This window comes from Bacillus cereus group sp. MS39, from assembly GCF_040448665.1.
In the GTDB taxonomy this organism is placed as follows: Bacteria; Bacillota; Bacilli; order Bacillales; family Bacillaceae_G; genus Bacillus_A; species Bacillus_A wiedmannii.
In genome coordinates this window covers 4,570,674-4,585,156 of record NZ_CP123058.1, presented here as the reverse complement: position 1 = coordinate 4,585,156, position 14,483 = coordinate 4,570,674, and the positions used below count along the sequence as shown (strand labels likewise).

Here is a 14,483-nt window from a genome sequence, read left to right as displayed (position 1 = left end):
AGGGAAGATGGAAGCTTATTTTAGTGCGCATCCATTAAAACCATTTATTCCATACTCAAGGCAACACGTCCTTATATTATTTATTATGTTGGTGGCGATATTTTTTCTGTATCAATACCAAGATGTATTACGGCAAAGTGAGTGGAATATAACGGTTCGATATGCGATTGCATTTTTATTTATTGGGAGTGAAATTGGGCTCCATATGTGGGAATGGAAAGCGGGGATTTTTGAACTAGGCACTTCATTACCATTTGAGTTATGTACGATTAGTTTATTGTTAGCATCGATTATGATTGTAACGAAAAGTTACCGAATATATGAGATTGTATTTTTTACAGGAATTATCGGTGCATCACAAGCTATTTTAACACCAAACTTGCAATATGCTTTTCCGCATTTTCGTTTCATTGAATATTTTATCGCGCATATATTGCTCATTTGGGCACCACTCTTTATGACATGGGTGGAAGGATATCGTCCGACAGTACAATCTATTAAACGCACAATGATATTTTTAAACATATTGATTCCAATTGTTTCGTTTGTGAATTACAAAACAGGCGGTAATTATATGTTTTTAGCTCGTAAGCCAGAAACTGCTTCATTACTTGATATGTTAGGGCCGCACCCTTACTATATTATTTCATTAGAACTCGCAGCGCTTATTGGATGTTTTATTTTGTATATGCCGTTTGCGAAAAGAGAAGGGCATGCGCATAAAGAATCACTAGGATCATAACCTAGTGATTTTTTATATAAATATTTACAATTCAGAAAATTAAGAATAAAATTAGAAGGTAAATTATATATAGAGAGAAGGGAAAACGTGGTCAAAAAAGTTTTTCTGAATGGGATGGAAGTGACGATTCAATTTCTTATTTCGATTTTGGGTATTATTTGTTTAGGGACATTGCCGAAACTATTTTATGGATTTGAGCTGCATGCATCACAGTACATAAAGAGTTTACAAGAAGTGTTTGTGAATTTAATGGACATCTCCAATTTTAAATATGTGGGAGATAAATTTTTATTTCCGCAGTTGTTTGTTCATTATAAAGAAACAATTGTTATATTTTTAGCTGCTTTTTTCATTTCATTATTTGTAGCATTTTGTATTGTTTATGTCATTATGAGTAGTTCACCTCGTATACAACATCGTATTAAATCATTTCTTATCTTCCTAGAATCTATTCCAGACATTTTACTTATTTTGTTATCGCAAATTTTAGTTGTATGGGTTTTTAAACAAACAGGCTTTTTACCTTTTCAAATTGCGTCAATCGGAGGCGAGTCGATTAGAGGATTGCCGATATTTTGTTTGAGTATACCGACTACGATTCTGTTTGTAAAAATGTTAGTGCTTCGTTTCGAAAATGAGCTAGAAAAAGATTATGTATTATTTGCTAAGGCGAAAGGGCTGGGGCGCTTTCATATTTTAAATCGTCATATTTTACGAAATGTGTTGCTTAGTACACTTTTCTTTGCGAAAACGAATATCTTTTTTATGTTATCTAATTTATATATTATAGAATGGATTTTTAATACGGGTGGTATTTTTATGTTTTTGAAATCGTATGAGAGTATTAGGGTTGAGGTTTTCATCGTTAGTGTGCTGCTTATTTATATTCCGATTTTTATTTTGTTTAAATTGTTTCATTATCTCATTCCAGCTGCGATGAAGGAGAGACTATAATATGTGGACGTATATAAAACGCGATAAAAGATTTTGGATAAGCATTGGGTTTCTTCTCCTATTAGTTCTTTTGAGCATCGGAAATACGATATGGAATGATGGACAGATTAAAAAAGTTACGTTGCAATATGATGCGGCTGGAAATCCAGAAGTGCCACCCTTCTCACCTTCATTACAATTTTTACTCGGGACAGACCGAAAAGGATACGACCTGTTACATTTAGTCATTGAAGGCGCGAAGTGGACAATTGGTATATCTATTTTAATTGCGGCACTTAGAATGGTGATAGGTGTGTTTTTCGGTGTTATGCTTGGAACATATGTAAAAAGAGGTTTTTCAAAAATCGAGGCTTTTTTTGATAGTTTTACAGTTATTCCAACAGTTATGATTGCGTATTTCTTTCTTCACTTTGCAAATGCATTTGGGAGTGGAGAGGAAACAACAACCTTTTTTGAAAGGGCTTCGTTTCAAGTTTTATTACTTGTAATGCTTGTGATGCCAGTTATTGCATTGTATGTTGCGAAGGAAGTCCGTAAATTGAGAACCGAAGAATTTATTGAAGCTGCGTGCATACTGGGTGGATCGAGAAGGCACATTGTTATAAAACATATTTTTCCGCATCTCTATATGACGTTTATACTTGTATTTTTTCAGCAGTTTACGCAGACTCTGACTATTTTACTGCACTTAGGATTACTGGAAATATTCTTCGGCGGAACGGTTAAGTTTTTAGGACCGATAGAAGAAATAGACTCTTACACACATGAATGGTCAGGTTTAATTGGGGTCTATTTTAGATCATTAACAGTGCATCCGTGGATTCCTCTCGTTCCCATTACATTTTTTGGACTGACTATTTTTTCAGGAAATATGATTGTAAAAAGTATCGAAGAGGCAATGATGAAAGTAAGGTTAGGGGGAGAGATAAAGAAGGACGTAGTAGAAGAGGAACAATCTGCTGTGCAGTCAAAAGAAGAGTTATTTACTTTTAAACATACGATGTGAAAATAAAAAAGAAGCAAGCACAATTACTGCTTGCTTCTTTTCTTTATTTTGTAGAAACTTCACCTTTAGCTTCTGTTTGTGGAATAAAGTATCCAATTATACCACCAATGATTGCCGGAATAATCCAGCCGATTCCTAAGTTGTAAAAAGGAATTGTGTGTACGATATTAGCAATAAAACTTGGAATCATTCCCACATTATCAAGTGCATGAATACAGCTAATAAGGAATGCTGCGATCATTGCTCCGATGTAGACAGAAGGTTTACGTTTCGTATATTTATCTATAAATGATACGAAAATTAAAATAATCGTAATTGGATATAAAATAATTAATACAGGTAATGTAATTTTTATTAATAAACTTAAACCTAAGTTTGAAATAACGAAGCTAAAGATACAAACGTATAGTACGAGTTTTTTGTAGGAAACATTTGTTAGTACTGTTGCGAAATAGTTTGCGAATGCACTTACAACGCCGATTGCAGTCGTTAAACAAGCGAAGATAATGGCGATACTTAATAAAACATTACCGCTTGTCCCAAAGAATTGGTACATAACAGTAGCTAATAGTTGACCACCGTTCTCGAATTGTCCCAAGTTTCCGTTTGAAGCGCCGATATAACCGAGTAAGAAATAAACAATTGTTAAGAATAGGGCTGCAATGCTCCCACAAATAATTGTATATTTCGCAATAGATTTCTTCTCTTGTATACCATTTTGGCGAATTGCATTTACAACAATCGTTGATAATACGAGAGCACCGATTGCATCTAACGTTAAAAATCCTTCAAGAAATCCTTTGAAAAATGGAATTTCTTTATAGTCACCAACAGGTTCTGCAAACGTTCCTGGTGAAAGAATCGCTTTTGTTGCCATAATTGCAATAATTCCAAGTAAAATTGGCGTTAATATTTTTCCAATATGATCTACTAATTTTGATGGATTTAATGATAAGAAGTAAACGACTGTAAAGAAAATCGCACTAAAGATTAACATAGAGTACCATTGGTCTGGGAAAAGTGGTGCAATCCCAATTTCGTAAGATACAGATCCAGTTCGTGGAATAACAAATAGTGGGCCGATTGAAAGATAAATAATGATAGCGAATATTGCTGCGAATTTTGGATGAACACGGCTTGCTAAAGTGTTGAAACTACCACCGGCAAGGGCAACAGCGACGATAGCTAGTAAAGATAAACCGACGTCTGTAATAATGAATCCTGTAATGGAAATCCACATATTTTCTCCAGAAGAAAGACCGAGAAGGGGCGGAAAAATCATATTACCAGCACCGAAGAAAACTGCGAATAGTAATAAACTAATCGAAAGTATTTGCGCTGGTTTTAAAGTTGTACGCATATAAAGAAAATCCTCCTAATGAGTGTTTTTGTCGAAAATTCAAATAATTTGTCGAGTAACTGTTACTATTTTAAAGGTCTGATGACTAGAAAGCAATAGGGAATTTTGAAAATATTAAAAAATAATGCATTAAATCGAATAAATATACTATTTGTATGTTTAATAAGAAGGATTTAATCTTTAACGTAAAAAAACACATATCGCTAGGATACGTGTTTTAAAAAAATATTTTTTTATCACGTTCTTCTTTTAAAATTTCAACTGCTTCTCGGAAACGTTGTGAATGGACAATTTCTCGTTCACGTAAAAAGCGCAAGCTATCATTTATGTCGGGATCGTCAGATAAATCAATGAGCCATTGATAAGTTGCTCTTGCTTTTTCTTCAGCAGCAATATCTTCATATAAATCTGCGATAGGATCTCCTTTTGCTTGAATATAAGTAGCAGTAAAAGGAACACCACCAGCATTATGATAAAACAAAGCGCTATCATGATTAGCGTACTGTGCGTCTAATCCAGCAGCTTTCATTTGTTCAGGTGTTGCATCTTTTGTTAATTTATAAATCATTGTAGCGATCATTTCTAGGTGTGCGAATTCTTCTGTACCGATATCAGTTAGTAAGCCAACGACTTTGTCAGGAATCGTGTAACGCTGATTTAAGTAGCGAAGAGCAGCGGCTAATTCACCATCCGCACCACCATATTGTTCAACTAATAATCTTGCGAGTGCGGGATTACAAGTACTTACTTTAACAGGATATTGTAATTTCTTTTCATAAATCCACATAGTTTCTCTCCTTTATATTTGCCATGGCCACGGTCCTTTGCTCCATTCCCATGGGGCGTTAGAATAACTATTTCCAAACTGCTGAAGTGGTCCGTATTTTTCTTCAATTTTTTGTTGTAGTACTCTTCGTTTATAAGAAAAATCATTGAATTGATTTATAGCGGCAGTATCGTCGGGATGCGTATCTAAATAGAGGGTAAGTTCAACTAAGACAAAGTCTAGTTCTTGCAGTTCTTCAATCCATTTGTAATATTCATTAGGCAATGTTTGTGTCACGTTTTTATTCACCGTCCTTTTTTGTAAGGATTTTCATAGTAATCATAAAATGCTGGCCATAGAGTCCCTTTTCTTAAAGCTTCTTTTGGTGGGAATTGGGGTAAATTAGCTGGTTGAAAGCCCATATATAAGTGGGGGGGAGTTGAGTAATATTTTTTCCCAATTGGAGGACAAGGATCGTTTGGACCATGATAAGGTATGTAGGATTTCATGTATTTATCCATGTTATAAGCCTCCTTTATTAATGAAATATTCATCACTACGTATTGTATTCGTACATAATTAAGATTTATGACACATATAGAAAACTAATAGAGACAGGAGGAGTGCGGATGGAAAGGATTACAACATGCATTGTATTAGAATCTAAAAATTTAAAGGAAACATTATACTTTTACGAAGGGATTCTAGGCTTTAAGCCAAGCAAGGAAAGACCACAATTACGTGTAACAGGTGTTTGGTATGATATCGGTTCAACGAGAATTTGTTTTGTTGTAAACAGGGGACTGGGAGAATATAGAGAGACCGTCACATCATCAGTGAAGGAAATATTTTTAAGAACTACAAACATTGAGCGGATAAAGAAAAAGTTAGAGTTTTATCAAGTAGCATTTTTAGAAGAACGATGTGGTGAAGAAATAAGGGTAACTTTCTATGATCCAGATCGTTTTAAAGTCCAAATTGTTTCAGCGGAGAATACAGCATAGTATTATTTATAGTGCAATAACTTGAATGGTGGATGAAAAAAATATTGACAAGCCCCTCCAAATATTTTAATGTGATTGTATAAAATTGTGTATATAAAGGGGAGTAACTTATTACAGTAAAGTCGTCATTACAGGGAGAAACCCTCGGCTTTATTGGCAACGTTTCGTTGTTAGTGAGACCTTTACCAGCAATGGTAAAGGCCCCTTATTGTCTTTTTTAGGACCCTTACCATATTTGGTAGGGTCCTTTTTGTATACAAAGAGAGGAGAAATAAAAATGAAAAAACTTATTAGTAGATTAAGAGTTGTATTTCATGTCCGTCGTTTCGTTCCATTCCTATTTGACTTTTTTACTTCAAAAGAGGTTTCAATAAAGAAGAAAATTTTATCTGTTGCTTTTTTAGTTGGGTATGTTGCGATGCCGCTTGATTTAATTCCAGACTTCCTGCCGTTTATCGGTATTTTAGATGATATTGGAATTGTGTTATTCATTTTGAACCGAATTGTAAAAATGGCACCAGTTCAATTACAAGAAAAGCATAACGTAAACGTAGGATAGGAGTTAAAAATATGGAGCAAATTATTTTAGATATAATTGAGTTTTTAAAGCAGTTTTCTTATTTTGGAGTTGTGTTAGCATTAACGTTTGAATTTATTCCAGCAGAGGTAGTTTTGCCCATGGTTGGGTATTGGGTATACGAGGGTGATATGAATTTTTGGTTAGCTGTATTAGCAGGGACACTTGGCGGAACGACAGGACCATTAACGTTATACGCACTCGGTTATTACGGTGGTCGCCCCCTATTAATAAAGTATGGGAAATACTTCTTTATAAAAGAAGAACAAATTCAAAAAGCAGATGATTTCTTTGAGAAATATGGGCCAGTTGTAGCGTTTGTTGGACGTTTTGTACCGGGAGTTCGAACACTTATTTCTGTTCCGTGTGGTATGGCGAAAATGAACATATGGAAATTTAGCATATATACATTTGTAGCAATGTTCCCATTAACGACTTTGTATATTTATTTTGGAATGAAATTAGGTCCGCATTGGGCAAAAGCAGCAGATGTTGTTGGTCAATATATGTTACCGATATTAGCAGTCGTTGTTATTATTGTCGGTGGTATCTTAATCTATAAATTTATGAAAAAACGAAATAGATCGGAATCTATCTAGTCATTGGTATTGGAATTTGCACATTTTGTGAAAATAGATGAATAGTACAGGCAAAAGACTCTGAGGGACATACACATATAGGGAATATAAACGAGAGAGGGGAAACAACTATGTCTTGTGAGTGCTCAGGGTCAGCATTAACTTGCTGTCCAGATAAAAATTATGTGCAAGATAAAGTGTGTAGTCCGTGGTCTGCTACTGTAGTTGCGGCAGCAATTGATAATGTTCTCTATACAAATAATATTAACCAAAACGTAGTGGGTACTGGTTTTGTTAAATATGATGTTGGACCAGGTCCGATTACTGTAGAAGCACTGGATTCTGCTGGGGCTACAATTGATACACAAACATTAAACCCAGGAACGAGTATTGCTTTTACGTATCGCCGCTTTGATAGTATACAAGTTGTGTTACCTGCAACACCTGCTGGAACGTATCAAGGAGAATTTTGTATTACAACACGTTATCCACTTTCATAGCAGAATAGGAGAGGATCGAAATGGGAATGAGAAGTTCCAGTTTGTCTTGTTGTTCGAATAAAACGCTTGTACAAGATCAAGTATGTACAGACTGGTCTATTACAGGTGCTGGTACTCAAATTGTATATACAAATAACATCACGCAAGAAGTATATGGTTCAGGTTACGTGAAATATGATGTAGGTGCGAACCCGATTACAGTGGATTTTTTAGTAGGTGCTACAGTAGTTGATACAATTACTGTACAGCCACAAAGTAGTGGTACTTTCACTGTACGATATTTTACGACTGTTCGAATTACTACGACAGGAACAACTGTTAATCAAGGAGAGTTTTGTATTACTGTACGTTATCCGATTTCATAAAAAAAGCATACCGTAAATGGTATGCTTTTTTAAATTGAGAAAGTAATGAAATTGGTATTCTATAAGCAACATGTAAATTGGCAACAGTACTTGCCTTCTAAATATAGTGAAGGATCACTTTGTATATTAATAATACTGACAGATTGTAAGTCTTTTCCTGTGTAAGATATAGTATTGCCAGGAAAGACAGTGAAAATATTAGTTACTGCTCCAACGATTTCAATTGTAATTGCCTCTGTGCTGCTAGTACTATTGTAAACCGAGACAGTACCTGATATAAGTAGTATCCCATCACTTTGCCACAGTATCATTGATTGTAGTGCATCTTTGATAGAGGGAATGGTGTTGTTAGTTATGAGGAAATTCCCTGCAAATTCATTTGTTACTCGCTCACAACTTGGATTTGGAGGAGGGGGCGGTGGACAAGGGTTTGGGCAAATGATAGATAAAGGAGCGAAACAGCCAATATTTTTTTTGTTCTTCAATACAACCCCTCCTTTTTAAGTTGTCTTTTACTACTATTAAATGTAGAAGCATGGCCGATGTGTTAAGAAAAGAAGAAAATTTTTAAAATTAAGATTGTCTAATAGGCTTAAACCTTAACTTATCATTAGTGTTATAGAAAAGATTATATGTGAATAGTCATAGGAAAAGAATGATCAGACTCTTTTAGACAAAAGGTGGTTGTATACAATAGTACGAGGAATGTTGGACTTAACTTTTAATTAACTGTATATTTACAAAAATCTAATAAAATTTATTTGTTATTTAAACGACATTAATATGTTTTAGATAAAATAGCCCTTGTAATGAATCAATTATTATGAGGAGGATTCAAGTGGAAAGAACAGCTTTACGAAAAGTAAAAGGTCTTATTGGGTTATTAATGGTTTTTGTATTAGCATTCGTATCATTTCCGTGGAGTACATCAGTCAAAGCGGAAGAGAAAAAGCAAGAAAAGGCACCAAGTGAAAAGAAAATAGTTTTTCCAGTCGTAAGTGATGTACATATTAAAAATAGTGGAACGGATGATACGTTTCGCTGGAAACGAGCAATCGAGCAACTTAATACACTTGCACCTAAACAAGATGCGTTCGTAATTGTGGGAGATTTTACTGATTCAGGATCACTGCAGCAATATGATCGTTTCATGCAAGTGTATAATGAAAATGCAAATAAAGATGCAGTACGAATGAATTCTCTTGGTAACCATGATTATTGGAACGGTTTATCTGTAGAGGGAGCGCAGAAGCGTTTCTTAGAAAAAACAGGAATGGAATCGATTTACTATCATAAAGTGGTGAAAGGGTATCACTTCCTTGTTATGTCTCCAGAGGATGGGACAACTCATGGATATTATTCGGACAAGCAAATTAATTGGTTAAAAGAAGAAATGGCAAAGGCACAAAAAGATGATCCAGAAAAACCAATTTTCGTATTTTTACACCAACATATTAAAGATACAGTATACGGTAGTCAAGAGTGGGGAACGAAAGATAGTGCGAAAATTAATGAGGTGTTAAAAGGATACCCGCAGGTTATCACGTTTTCAGGTCATTCGCATTACCCGTTAGACGATCCAAGATCAATTCATCAAAAAGACTTTACATCAGTTGGTACATCTTCAGTAAGTTATATGGAGGTTGAAGGTGGTAAAGTACAAGGGAATATCCCGCCAGGAGCTAGTACGTTAAGCCAGGGTTTATTAGTAGAAGTAGATGATAAAGAGGTAACAATTAATCGTCGTGATTTCCATACGAATTCTTGGACAGGCAAGCCTTGGAAAATTAAATTACCAGCAAAGAAAGATACATTTACACATGTAGAAGATCGTGATAAAGAAAAGCCTTACTTTGCTAAAGATGCAAAGCTTGCGGTATCAAATGTAACAGAAAATGCGGCAACGGTGACATTCCCGCAAGCACTGGATAACCTACTTGTCCATTCTTATCGTGTACAAGCTAGAGATAAGCAAACAGGAGAAATTAAAAACAAGTTGTTAGCATTCTCAGAGTTTTATCGTGACCCAGTGCCAAAAGATCTTACGTTTACACTGGCAGGATTAGATGACGGGAAAACATATACACTTGAAGTCGTTGCGATTGATTCATTTGGTAATGAAAGCGCACAACCGTTAACAGCAGAAATCACTACGAAAAAAGATAATATTGACCCGAATGTAAAAGTACCAAAGTCAGATGTCTTTGATGTGAATTTCTTAGATGGCACGTTTAAAGATAACTCATTGTTTGGGACGAAAGGCGATGTGAAAGGGAATGTATCTATTGCATACGATAAAGCTTTAAAAACAAATGTAATGAAATTGAATGGACAAGCAAATACATTTGGATACCTTCCGTTTTCAGCAGCACAAAAAGAGAAAGCAGCAAATACATTTACGTTAGAAACTGTATTTTCAATGAATGAAATTCGTGGACAAGGTATTTTACAAAATACAGAGAGTGGCGGAATTGGATTTGAATCTACAGGAAGTGGATATGTTGAATTGTGGGCTCATATTGGTGGTAGTTATAAGCGTGTTGGAGTTCAGCTAGAAGCAAACAAAACATATCACTTAACAGGAACATATAACGGAAGTGAAGTAGCTATTTACGTAGATGGTAAAAAAGTAAATAGCCAACCAGCTCAAGGAAAAGTGTATCATCCAAACGTACCATTTGCATTTGGAGCTGACCCAGATAGTAATGGAAATGGCGGTATTCCGTTAAATGGACAAATCGCGCTTGCAAGATTATATAGTAAAGCGTTAAGTTCTTCAGAAGTATTAGCAGCGTACAATGAGTTTTCTAACCGCACGAAGTTAGAGCAAGTAAACACGTTATATGAAGAGCTTGGGAAAGTGAAAGAAGTGTTAGCTGGTAAATATGAGTTTGGTGACAAACCAGGTCAATATTCAAAAGAAGCATTTCAAGAACTAGAGAAAAGCTATAACAATGCAAAGCAAGCATTTGAAAATGTAGGAAGTACTGGAGAGCAAATCGTTCAAACGTATAACGAATTAAAAACAGCTAATGTAGCATTTGTACAATCAAAGGTGGCAGAAGAACAACCTAAAACACCGAAAGAAAAATTACAAATCAATATTGAATCTGCAAAAACAGTGGTGAAAAAAGCGCAAGCTGCAAATGTAACGGATGGTTCAGTGAAATCATTGAGTCAAAAAATTACAGTGGCAGAAGCTGTATTAAAAGATGCGAAAGTAAAAGATGCACAAGTAGAAACGATGAATCGTACGATAGAATATGCGATTTCACTCGTTGAAAAAAGTATGAACAAATAAGAGAGAAGAAAAAGAAGCTTATCATGATAGGCTTCTTTTTTGTTATACTAAAAGTAGCATAGAATGAAGGAGCGAATAATTTGGAAGAGAAAAAGCTAAAAAGAATTCTTGAATATGTATGGATCGCGGTTGTGCTCCTTGTAGGATATTATTTCTTAAAAGAGAAAAGTATATGGGTTCTATTTTTAATGACGTTTTTATTAGCGGGTTTAGGCACGTTATTTATTAATTTCTTCTTTGATAGTTTAAATGCATGGAAGAAGAAAAAGAAGGGAACGAAGTAAAGGAGGGAATATATGCAAAAGTGGAAGCTTATATATCAGGTGATTATTTTCCTATTGCTTGTAGGTATTGGCGTTTTTAAATACGCTACACCGATAGGAAATTGGGCATCGTTTACAGCTTGCATCGGCATATTTTTCATTTTACAATCGTTAACGAAAAAATATAATAATACAGAAAGATAGCTCACCGTTTTATTGGCGAGCTATTTTGTTATGCTTTTTTCTCTTCATCATTTGTTTTTTCAGTAGCTAAATGACTATGTTTTCTAGAGTAGAAGAAATAGAAACATAAGCCAACTATAAGCCAAGCTATAAAGCTAATCCATGTCGTTTTAGACAAATTAATCATCAAATATAAACAGCAAAGAATGGCGACAACTGGTAATACAGGTACGAAAGGTGCGCGGAATCCACGTTTTAAATCAGGATGTGTTTTTCGTAAAATAAGTACAGCGCAGCAAACGAATGTGAATGCTGTTAACGTACCGATGTTTACTAAATTCGCTAGTAAATGTAAGTCTAAAAGTCCTGCTAATAAAGCTGACACAACGCCAGTAATCCACGTGTTTAATAAAGGGATTTTTACTCTTTTATTCACACGTGCTAACGCTTTTGGAAGTAAACCGTCGCGGCTCATTGCATACGAAACGCGAACTTGTCCATACATAACGACTAAGAGAACGGTTGTCATTCCAGTCATCGCTCCAACAGCGAGTAGTCCTGCAATTGTATCTTCGCCAACGAAATGTAAGGCAAACGCAACCGGATCAGAAACATCTAATTGTGTATACGGAACCATACCTGTTAAAACGAAAGATACAATCATGTATAAAACAGTACAAATAAGAAGGGAACCGATAATGCCAATTGGTAAATCACGCTGTGGTTTTTTCGTTTCTTCTGCAGCGGTTGCGATTGCATCAAAGCCTAAGAAGGCGAAGAATACAGTGGCAGCCCCAGTAATGATACCGTCGTATCCGAATGGAATGAACGGAGTCCAATTTTCAGGTTTTACATATTTTGCCCCTGCTACGATAAAGGCGATAATAACAGCTAACTTGATAAGAACCATAATATTATTAATGCGTGCGCTTTCGCGTATACCGAAACTTAAAAGTCCCGTAATGAGTAGTAAAATACAAACAGCCGGTAAATCGATAATACCGCCTTTTCCTACGCCAGGGGCCGAGGCTATTATGGTGGGCAGATGGATGTTAAATCCTTGTAGTAAAGATTGTAAATAACCAGACCAACCGACAGCTACTGCCGCGACTGCAAGTAAATATTCGAGCATTAAACACCAGCCGACGATGAAGGCGACGACTTCTCCGACTGTCATATATGCGTAAGTGTACACACTTCCTGAGACAGGAATAGAAGAAGCAAATTCAGCATAACAAAAGGCTACACAAGCACAAGTAAATGCAGCAATAAGGAATGATAACATAATACCAGGACCAGAATGTTTCGCTGCGACAATACCTGTTAATACAAAGATCCCTGTCCCAATTACGGCGCCAATTCCTAAAAACGTTAAATCAAGTGCAGTTAATGTTCTATCTAACTGCCGTGGTGATTCAGTACTAAGCGCTTTTTTTCGTAATAATGACTTCACTTTGGACTCTCCCCCCGTTTTTTCATTTCCATAACTGCGAATATAGTATGAGCCCACTAGAAAAGAGTACGTAAGTAAATGGAGGTACAGTTATGGTGTCTAGTTTTTTAAAATTGCTGGATTAATCTTAATATAATTCAGAATATTTTGTCAAATAAAAATATGACAAATAAAATGCTTATGAATAGGGGAAACTACTGGCAGGAATGGACGAGGGTTAACAGAGTGACAAAAACGCTCATAAAAGTTTTACTTTATAAAGTAGGAGAAGATGTTATGTTATTTTATTTTGAACTTGTCGTCATTTTACTTTGTACGAAATTAGCTGGTGATATTAGTGTAAGACTCGGCCAGCCCTCTGTACTTGGTAAGTTAATTGTTGGTATTATTATCGGTCCGGCTGTGCTTGGTATTATTAATAGTTCTGAATTGATTGATGAACTGAGTGAAATTGGTGTTTTACTACTTATGTTTATGGCGGGGCTTGAAACGGATTTAGAAGAGTTAAATCGGAATTTGAAATCTGCATTCGCAGTAGCGATGGGAGGGATTATTTTCCCATTCCTTGGTGGGTATTTAGCAGGACTTGCGTTTGGAATGTTACAGTCGCATGCGATCTTTTTAGGGTTATTACTTTGTGCCACTTCGGTTAGTATTTCTGTTCAAACATTAAGAGATTTAGGGAAAATGAATACGAGAGAAAGTACGACGATTTTAGGGGCAGCTGTATTTGATGATGTAATTGTTGTTATTTTATTAGCATTTGTGATGAGTTTTTTAGGTACACAAGATGTAAATGTAACGCTTGTCATTGCAAAGAAAATTATCTTTTTTGTAAGTATCGTTTTCATCTCCTGGAAAGTGGTTCCATGGATTATGAAGATGCTCGTACCACTTCGCGTAACAGAAGCATTAATTAGTGCAGCACTTATTATTTGTTTCTCTTTTTCGTATTACAGTGAAATGATGGGAATCGCCGGTATTATTGGAGCATTTGCAGCAGGGATTGCGATTTCTCAAACAGAATACAAGCATGAGGTAGAACATAAGATTGAGCCAATTGCTTATGCGATATTTGTACCAGTGTTCTTCGTAAGTATCGGAATGGAAATTACATTTCAAGGTATCGGAAGCCAGCTTTGGTTCATTATCATTATGACGCTTATTGCGATTTTTACAAAGTTAATCGGATCAGGTTTAGGAGCAAGACTAACAGGATTCAACCTTCAATCTTCTATTAGTATCGGTGCGGGAATGGTATCGCGCGGAGAAGTGGCGCTTATCATCGCAGCGAATGGACTTGCGGCGAATTTATTAGCGAAAGAAAATTTCACAGCGATTGTAATTGTTGTTATATTAACGACGATTATTACGCCGCCACTTTTGAAGAAGTATTTTGTATAGAGAAGAAGAGCTTATCTGATGTAGGTA

At 35.6% G+C, this 14,483-nt stretch carries 18 protein-coding genes; 12 read left to right on the top strand and 6 right to left on the bottom strand.

From position 1 onward, the window contains the following. Window positions 1-7 precede the first annotated feature (7 nt). The 3 genes from QEP67_RS23815 (at window position 8) to QEP67_RS23805 (ending at window position 2,702) form a co-directional block, all read left to right on the top strand. On the top strand, window positions 8-742 hold the full coding sequence (locus tag QEP67_RS23815; RefSeq protein ID WP_000388706.1) for a TIGR02206 family membrane protein: 735 nt from the start codon (window positions 8-10) through the stop codon (window positions 740-742). 87 nt (window positions 743-829) lie between these two features. After that, window positions 830-1,696, top strand: coding sequence for an ABC transporter permease subunit (locus QEP67_RS23810; protein WP_000239679.1), 867 nt, complete (start codon window positions 830-832; stop codon window positions 1,694-1,696). A gap of 1 nt (window position 1,697) precedes the next feature. Continuing rightward, a complete protein-coding gene (locus tag QEP67_RS23805; RefSeq protein ID WP_064472441.1) occupies window positions 1,698-2,702 on the top strand; it encodes an ABC transporter permease subunit in 1,005 nt (334 codons plus the stop codon). Window positions 2,703-2,745: 43 nt separating this feature from the next. Here the strand turns inward: QEP67_RS23805 and brnQ are convergent, their stop codons facing one another. The 4 genes from brnQ to QEP67_RS23785 all read right to left on the bottom strand — a co-directional run bounded on the left by brnQ (window position 2,746) and on the right by QEP67_RS23785 (window position 5,349). Further along, window positions 2,746-4,062, bottom strand: a complete 1,317-nt coding sequence (gene brnQ, locus QEP67_RS23800) for a branched-chain amino acid transport system II carrier protein (RefSeq protein ID WP_001260894.1) — start codon at window positions 4,060-4,062, stop codon at window positions 2,746-2,748. Window positions 4,063-4,279: 217 nt separating this feature from the next. Next, window positions 4,280-4,849: a spore coat protein CotJC gene (gene cotJC / locus QEP67_RS23795; RefSeq protein WP_000265289.1), complete on the bottom strand. Its 570-nt coding sequence runs from the start codon at window positions 4,847-4,849 to the stop codon at window positions 4,280-4,282. Window positions 4,850-4,861: 12 nt separating this feature from the next. Then, complete coding sequence (locus QEP67_RS23790; RefSeq protein ID WP_000194957.1) at window positions 4,862-5,125, bottom strand: spore coat protein CotJB; 264 nt, start codon at window positions 5,123-5,125, stop codon at window positions 4,862-4,864. A gap of 8 nt (window positions 5,126-5,133) precedes the next feature. Beyond that, window positions 5,134-5,349 carry a spore coat associated protein CotJA gene (locus tag QEP67_RS23785; RefSeq protein WP_000362186.1) on the bottom strand — a complete coding sequence of 72 codons (216 nt, stop codon included), beginning with the start codon at window positions 5,347-5,349 and terminating at the stop codon, window positions 5,134-5,136. 108 nt (window positions 5,350-5,457) lie between these two features. Between QEP67_RS23785 and QEP67_RS23780 the strand changes: the two genes are divergently transcribed. The 5 genes from QEP67_RS23780 (at window position 5,458) to QEP67_RS23760 (ending at window position 7,852) form a co-directional block, all read left to right on the top strand. Then, entirely contained in the window at window positions 5,458-5,832 is a 375-nt protein-coding gene (locus QEP67_RS23780) for a VOC family protein (RefSeq protein ID WP_000439799.1), read from the top strand. 277 nt (window positions 5,833-6,109) lie between these two features. Beyond that, window positions 6,110-6,391 carry a DUF1232 domain-containing protein gene (locus QEP67_RS23775; RefSeq protein WP_000733852.1) on the top strand — a complete coding sequence of 94 codons (282 nt, stop codon included), beginning with the start codon at window positions 6,110-6,112 and terminating at the stop codon, window positions 6,389-6,391. Window positions 6,392-6,402: 11 nt separating this feature from the next. After that, on the top strand, window positions 6,403-7,008 hold the full coding sequence (locus tag QEP67_RS23770; protein WP_000435008.1) for a DedA family protein: 606 nt from the start codon (window positions 6,403-6,405) through the stop codon (window positions 7,006-7,008). Window positions 7,009-7,118: 110 nt separating this feature from the next. After that, window positions 7,119-7,487, top strand: coding sequence for a DUF3992 domain-containing protein (locus QEP67_RS23765; RefSeq protein ID WP_001277534.1), 369 nt, complete (start codon window positions 7,119-7,121; stop codon window positions 7,485-7,487). A 20-nt stretch (window positions 7,488-7,507) separates the two neighbouring features. After that, window positions 7,508-7,852 (top strand): S-Ena type endospore appendage, encoded by a 345-nt coding sequence (locus tag QEP67_RS23760; RefSeq protein WP_000525819.1) that lies wholly within the window; start codon window positions 7,508-7,510, stop codon window positions 7,850-7,852. A 59-nt stretch (window positions 7,853-7,911) separates the two neighbouring features. Here the strand turns inward: QEP67_RS23760 and QEP67_RS23755 are convergent, their stop codons facing one another. Next, the gene (locus QEP67_RS23755) at window positions 7,912-8,337 is read right to left on the bottom strand and encodes an S-Ena type endospore appendage (RefSeq protein WP_000791328.1); all 426 of its coding nucleotides are present in this window, start codon (window positions 8,335-8,337) and stop codon (window positions 7,912-7,914) included. A 353-nt stretch (window positions 8,338-8,690) separates the two neighbouring features. Between QEP67_RS23755 and QEP67_RS23750 the strand changes: the two genes are divergently transcribed. The 3 genes from QEP67_RS23750 to QEP67_RS23740 all read left to right on the top strand — a co-directional run bounded on the left by QEP67_RS23750 (window position 8,691) and on the right by QEP67_RS23740 (window position 11,620). Then, on the top strand, window positions 8,691-11,153 hold the full coding sequence (locus QEP67_RS23750; protein WP_353706453.1) for an FN3 and LamG domain-containing metallophosphoesterase family protein: 2,463 nt from the start codon (window positions 8,691-8,693) through the stop codon (window positions 11,151-11,153). An 80-nt stretch (window positions 11,154-11,233) separates the two neighbouring features. Then, the gene (locus QEP67_RS23745; protein WP_000391504.1) at window positions 11,234-11,437 is read left to right on the top strand and encodes a hypothetical protein; all 204 of its coding nucleotides are present in this window, start codon (window positions 11,234-11,236) and stop codon (window positions 11,435-11,437) included. Window positions 11,438-11,449: 12 nt separating this feature from the next. Beyond that, the gene (locus QEP67_RS23740; protein WP_001174844.1) at window positions 11,450-11,620 is read left to right on the top strand and encodes a hypothetical protein; all 171 of its coding nucleotides are present in this window, start codon (window positions 11,450-11,452) and stop codon (window positions 11,618-11,620) included. A gap of 28 nt (window positions 11,621-11,648) precedes the next feature. Here QEP67_RS23740 and QEP67_RS23735 read toward each other — a convergent pair whose 3' ends face one another. Continuing rightward, a complete protein-coding gene (locus QEP67_RS23735; RefSeq protein ID WP_000838725.1) occupies window positions 11,649-13,052 on the bottom strand; it encodes an amino acid permease in 1,404 nt (467 codons plus the stop codon). Between the two features lie 180 nt (window positions 13,053-13,232). On the opposite strand from QEP67_RS23735, the gene QEP67_RS23730 reads away from it, so the two are divergent. Beyond that, a complete protein-coding gene (locus QEP67_RS23730) occupies window positions 13,233-14,456 on the top strand; it encodes a cation:proton antiporter (protein ID WP_050552266.1) in 1,224 nt (407 codons plus the stop codon). Window positions 14,457-14,483: the final 27 nt, after the last annotated feature.

What these genes read in the sequence shown, in the direction of transcription:
- QEP67_RS23815 (WP_000388706.1), top strand. Translation starts at nt 8, where the DNA reads ATGGAAGCTTATTTTAGTGCGCATCCATTAAAACCATTTATTCCATAC.
- QEP67_RS23805 (WP_064472441.1), top strand. Translation starts at nt 1,698, where the DNA reads ATGTGGACGTATATAAAACGCGATAAAAGATTTTGGATAAGCATTGGG.
- brnQ (WP_001260894.1), bottom strand. Translation starts at nt 4,062, where the DNA reads ATGCGTACAACTTTAAAACCAGCGCAAATACTTTCGATTAGTTTATTA.
- cotJC (WP_000265289.1), bottom strand. Translation starts at nt 4,849, where the DNA reads ATGTGGATTTATGAAAAGAAATTACAATATCCTGTTAAAGTAAGTACT.
- QEP67_RS23785 (WP_000362186.1), bottom strand. Translation starts at nt 5,349, where the DNA reads ATGGATAAATACATGAAATCCTACATACCTTATCATGGTCCAAACGAT.
- QEP67_RS23780 (WP_000439799.1), top strand. Translation starts at nt 5,458, where the DNA reads ATGGAAAGGATTACAACATGCATTGTATTAGAATCTAAAAATTTAAAG.
- QEP67_RS23775 (WP_000733852.1), top strand. Translation starts at nt 6,110, where the DNA reads ATGAAAAAACTTATTAGTAGATTAAGAGTTGTATTTCATGTCCGTCGT.
- QEP67_RS23770 (WP_000435008.1), top strand. Translation starts at nt 6,403, where the DNA reads ATGGAGCAAATTATTTTAGATATAATTGAGTTTTTAAAGCAGTTTTCT.
- QEP67_RS23765 (WP_001277534.1), top strand. Translation starts at nt 7,119, where the DNA reads ATGTCTTGTGAGTGCTCAGGGTCAGCATTAACTTGCTGTCCAGATAAA.
- QEP67_RS23760 (WP_000525819.1), top strand. Translation starts at nt 7,508, where the DNA reads ATGGGAATGAGAAGTTCCAGTTTGTCTTGTTGTTCGAATAAAACGCTT.
- QEP67_RS23740 (WP_001174844.1), top strand. Translation starts at nt 11,450, where the DNA reads ATGCAAAAGTGGAAGCTTATATATCAGGTGATTATTTTCCTATTGCTT.
- QEP67_RS23730 (WP_050552266.1), top strand. Translation starts at nt 13,233, where the DNA reads ATGAATAGGGGAAACTACTGGCAGGAATGGACGAGGGTTAACAGAGTG.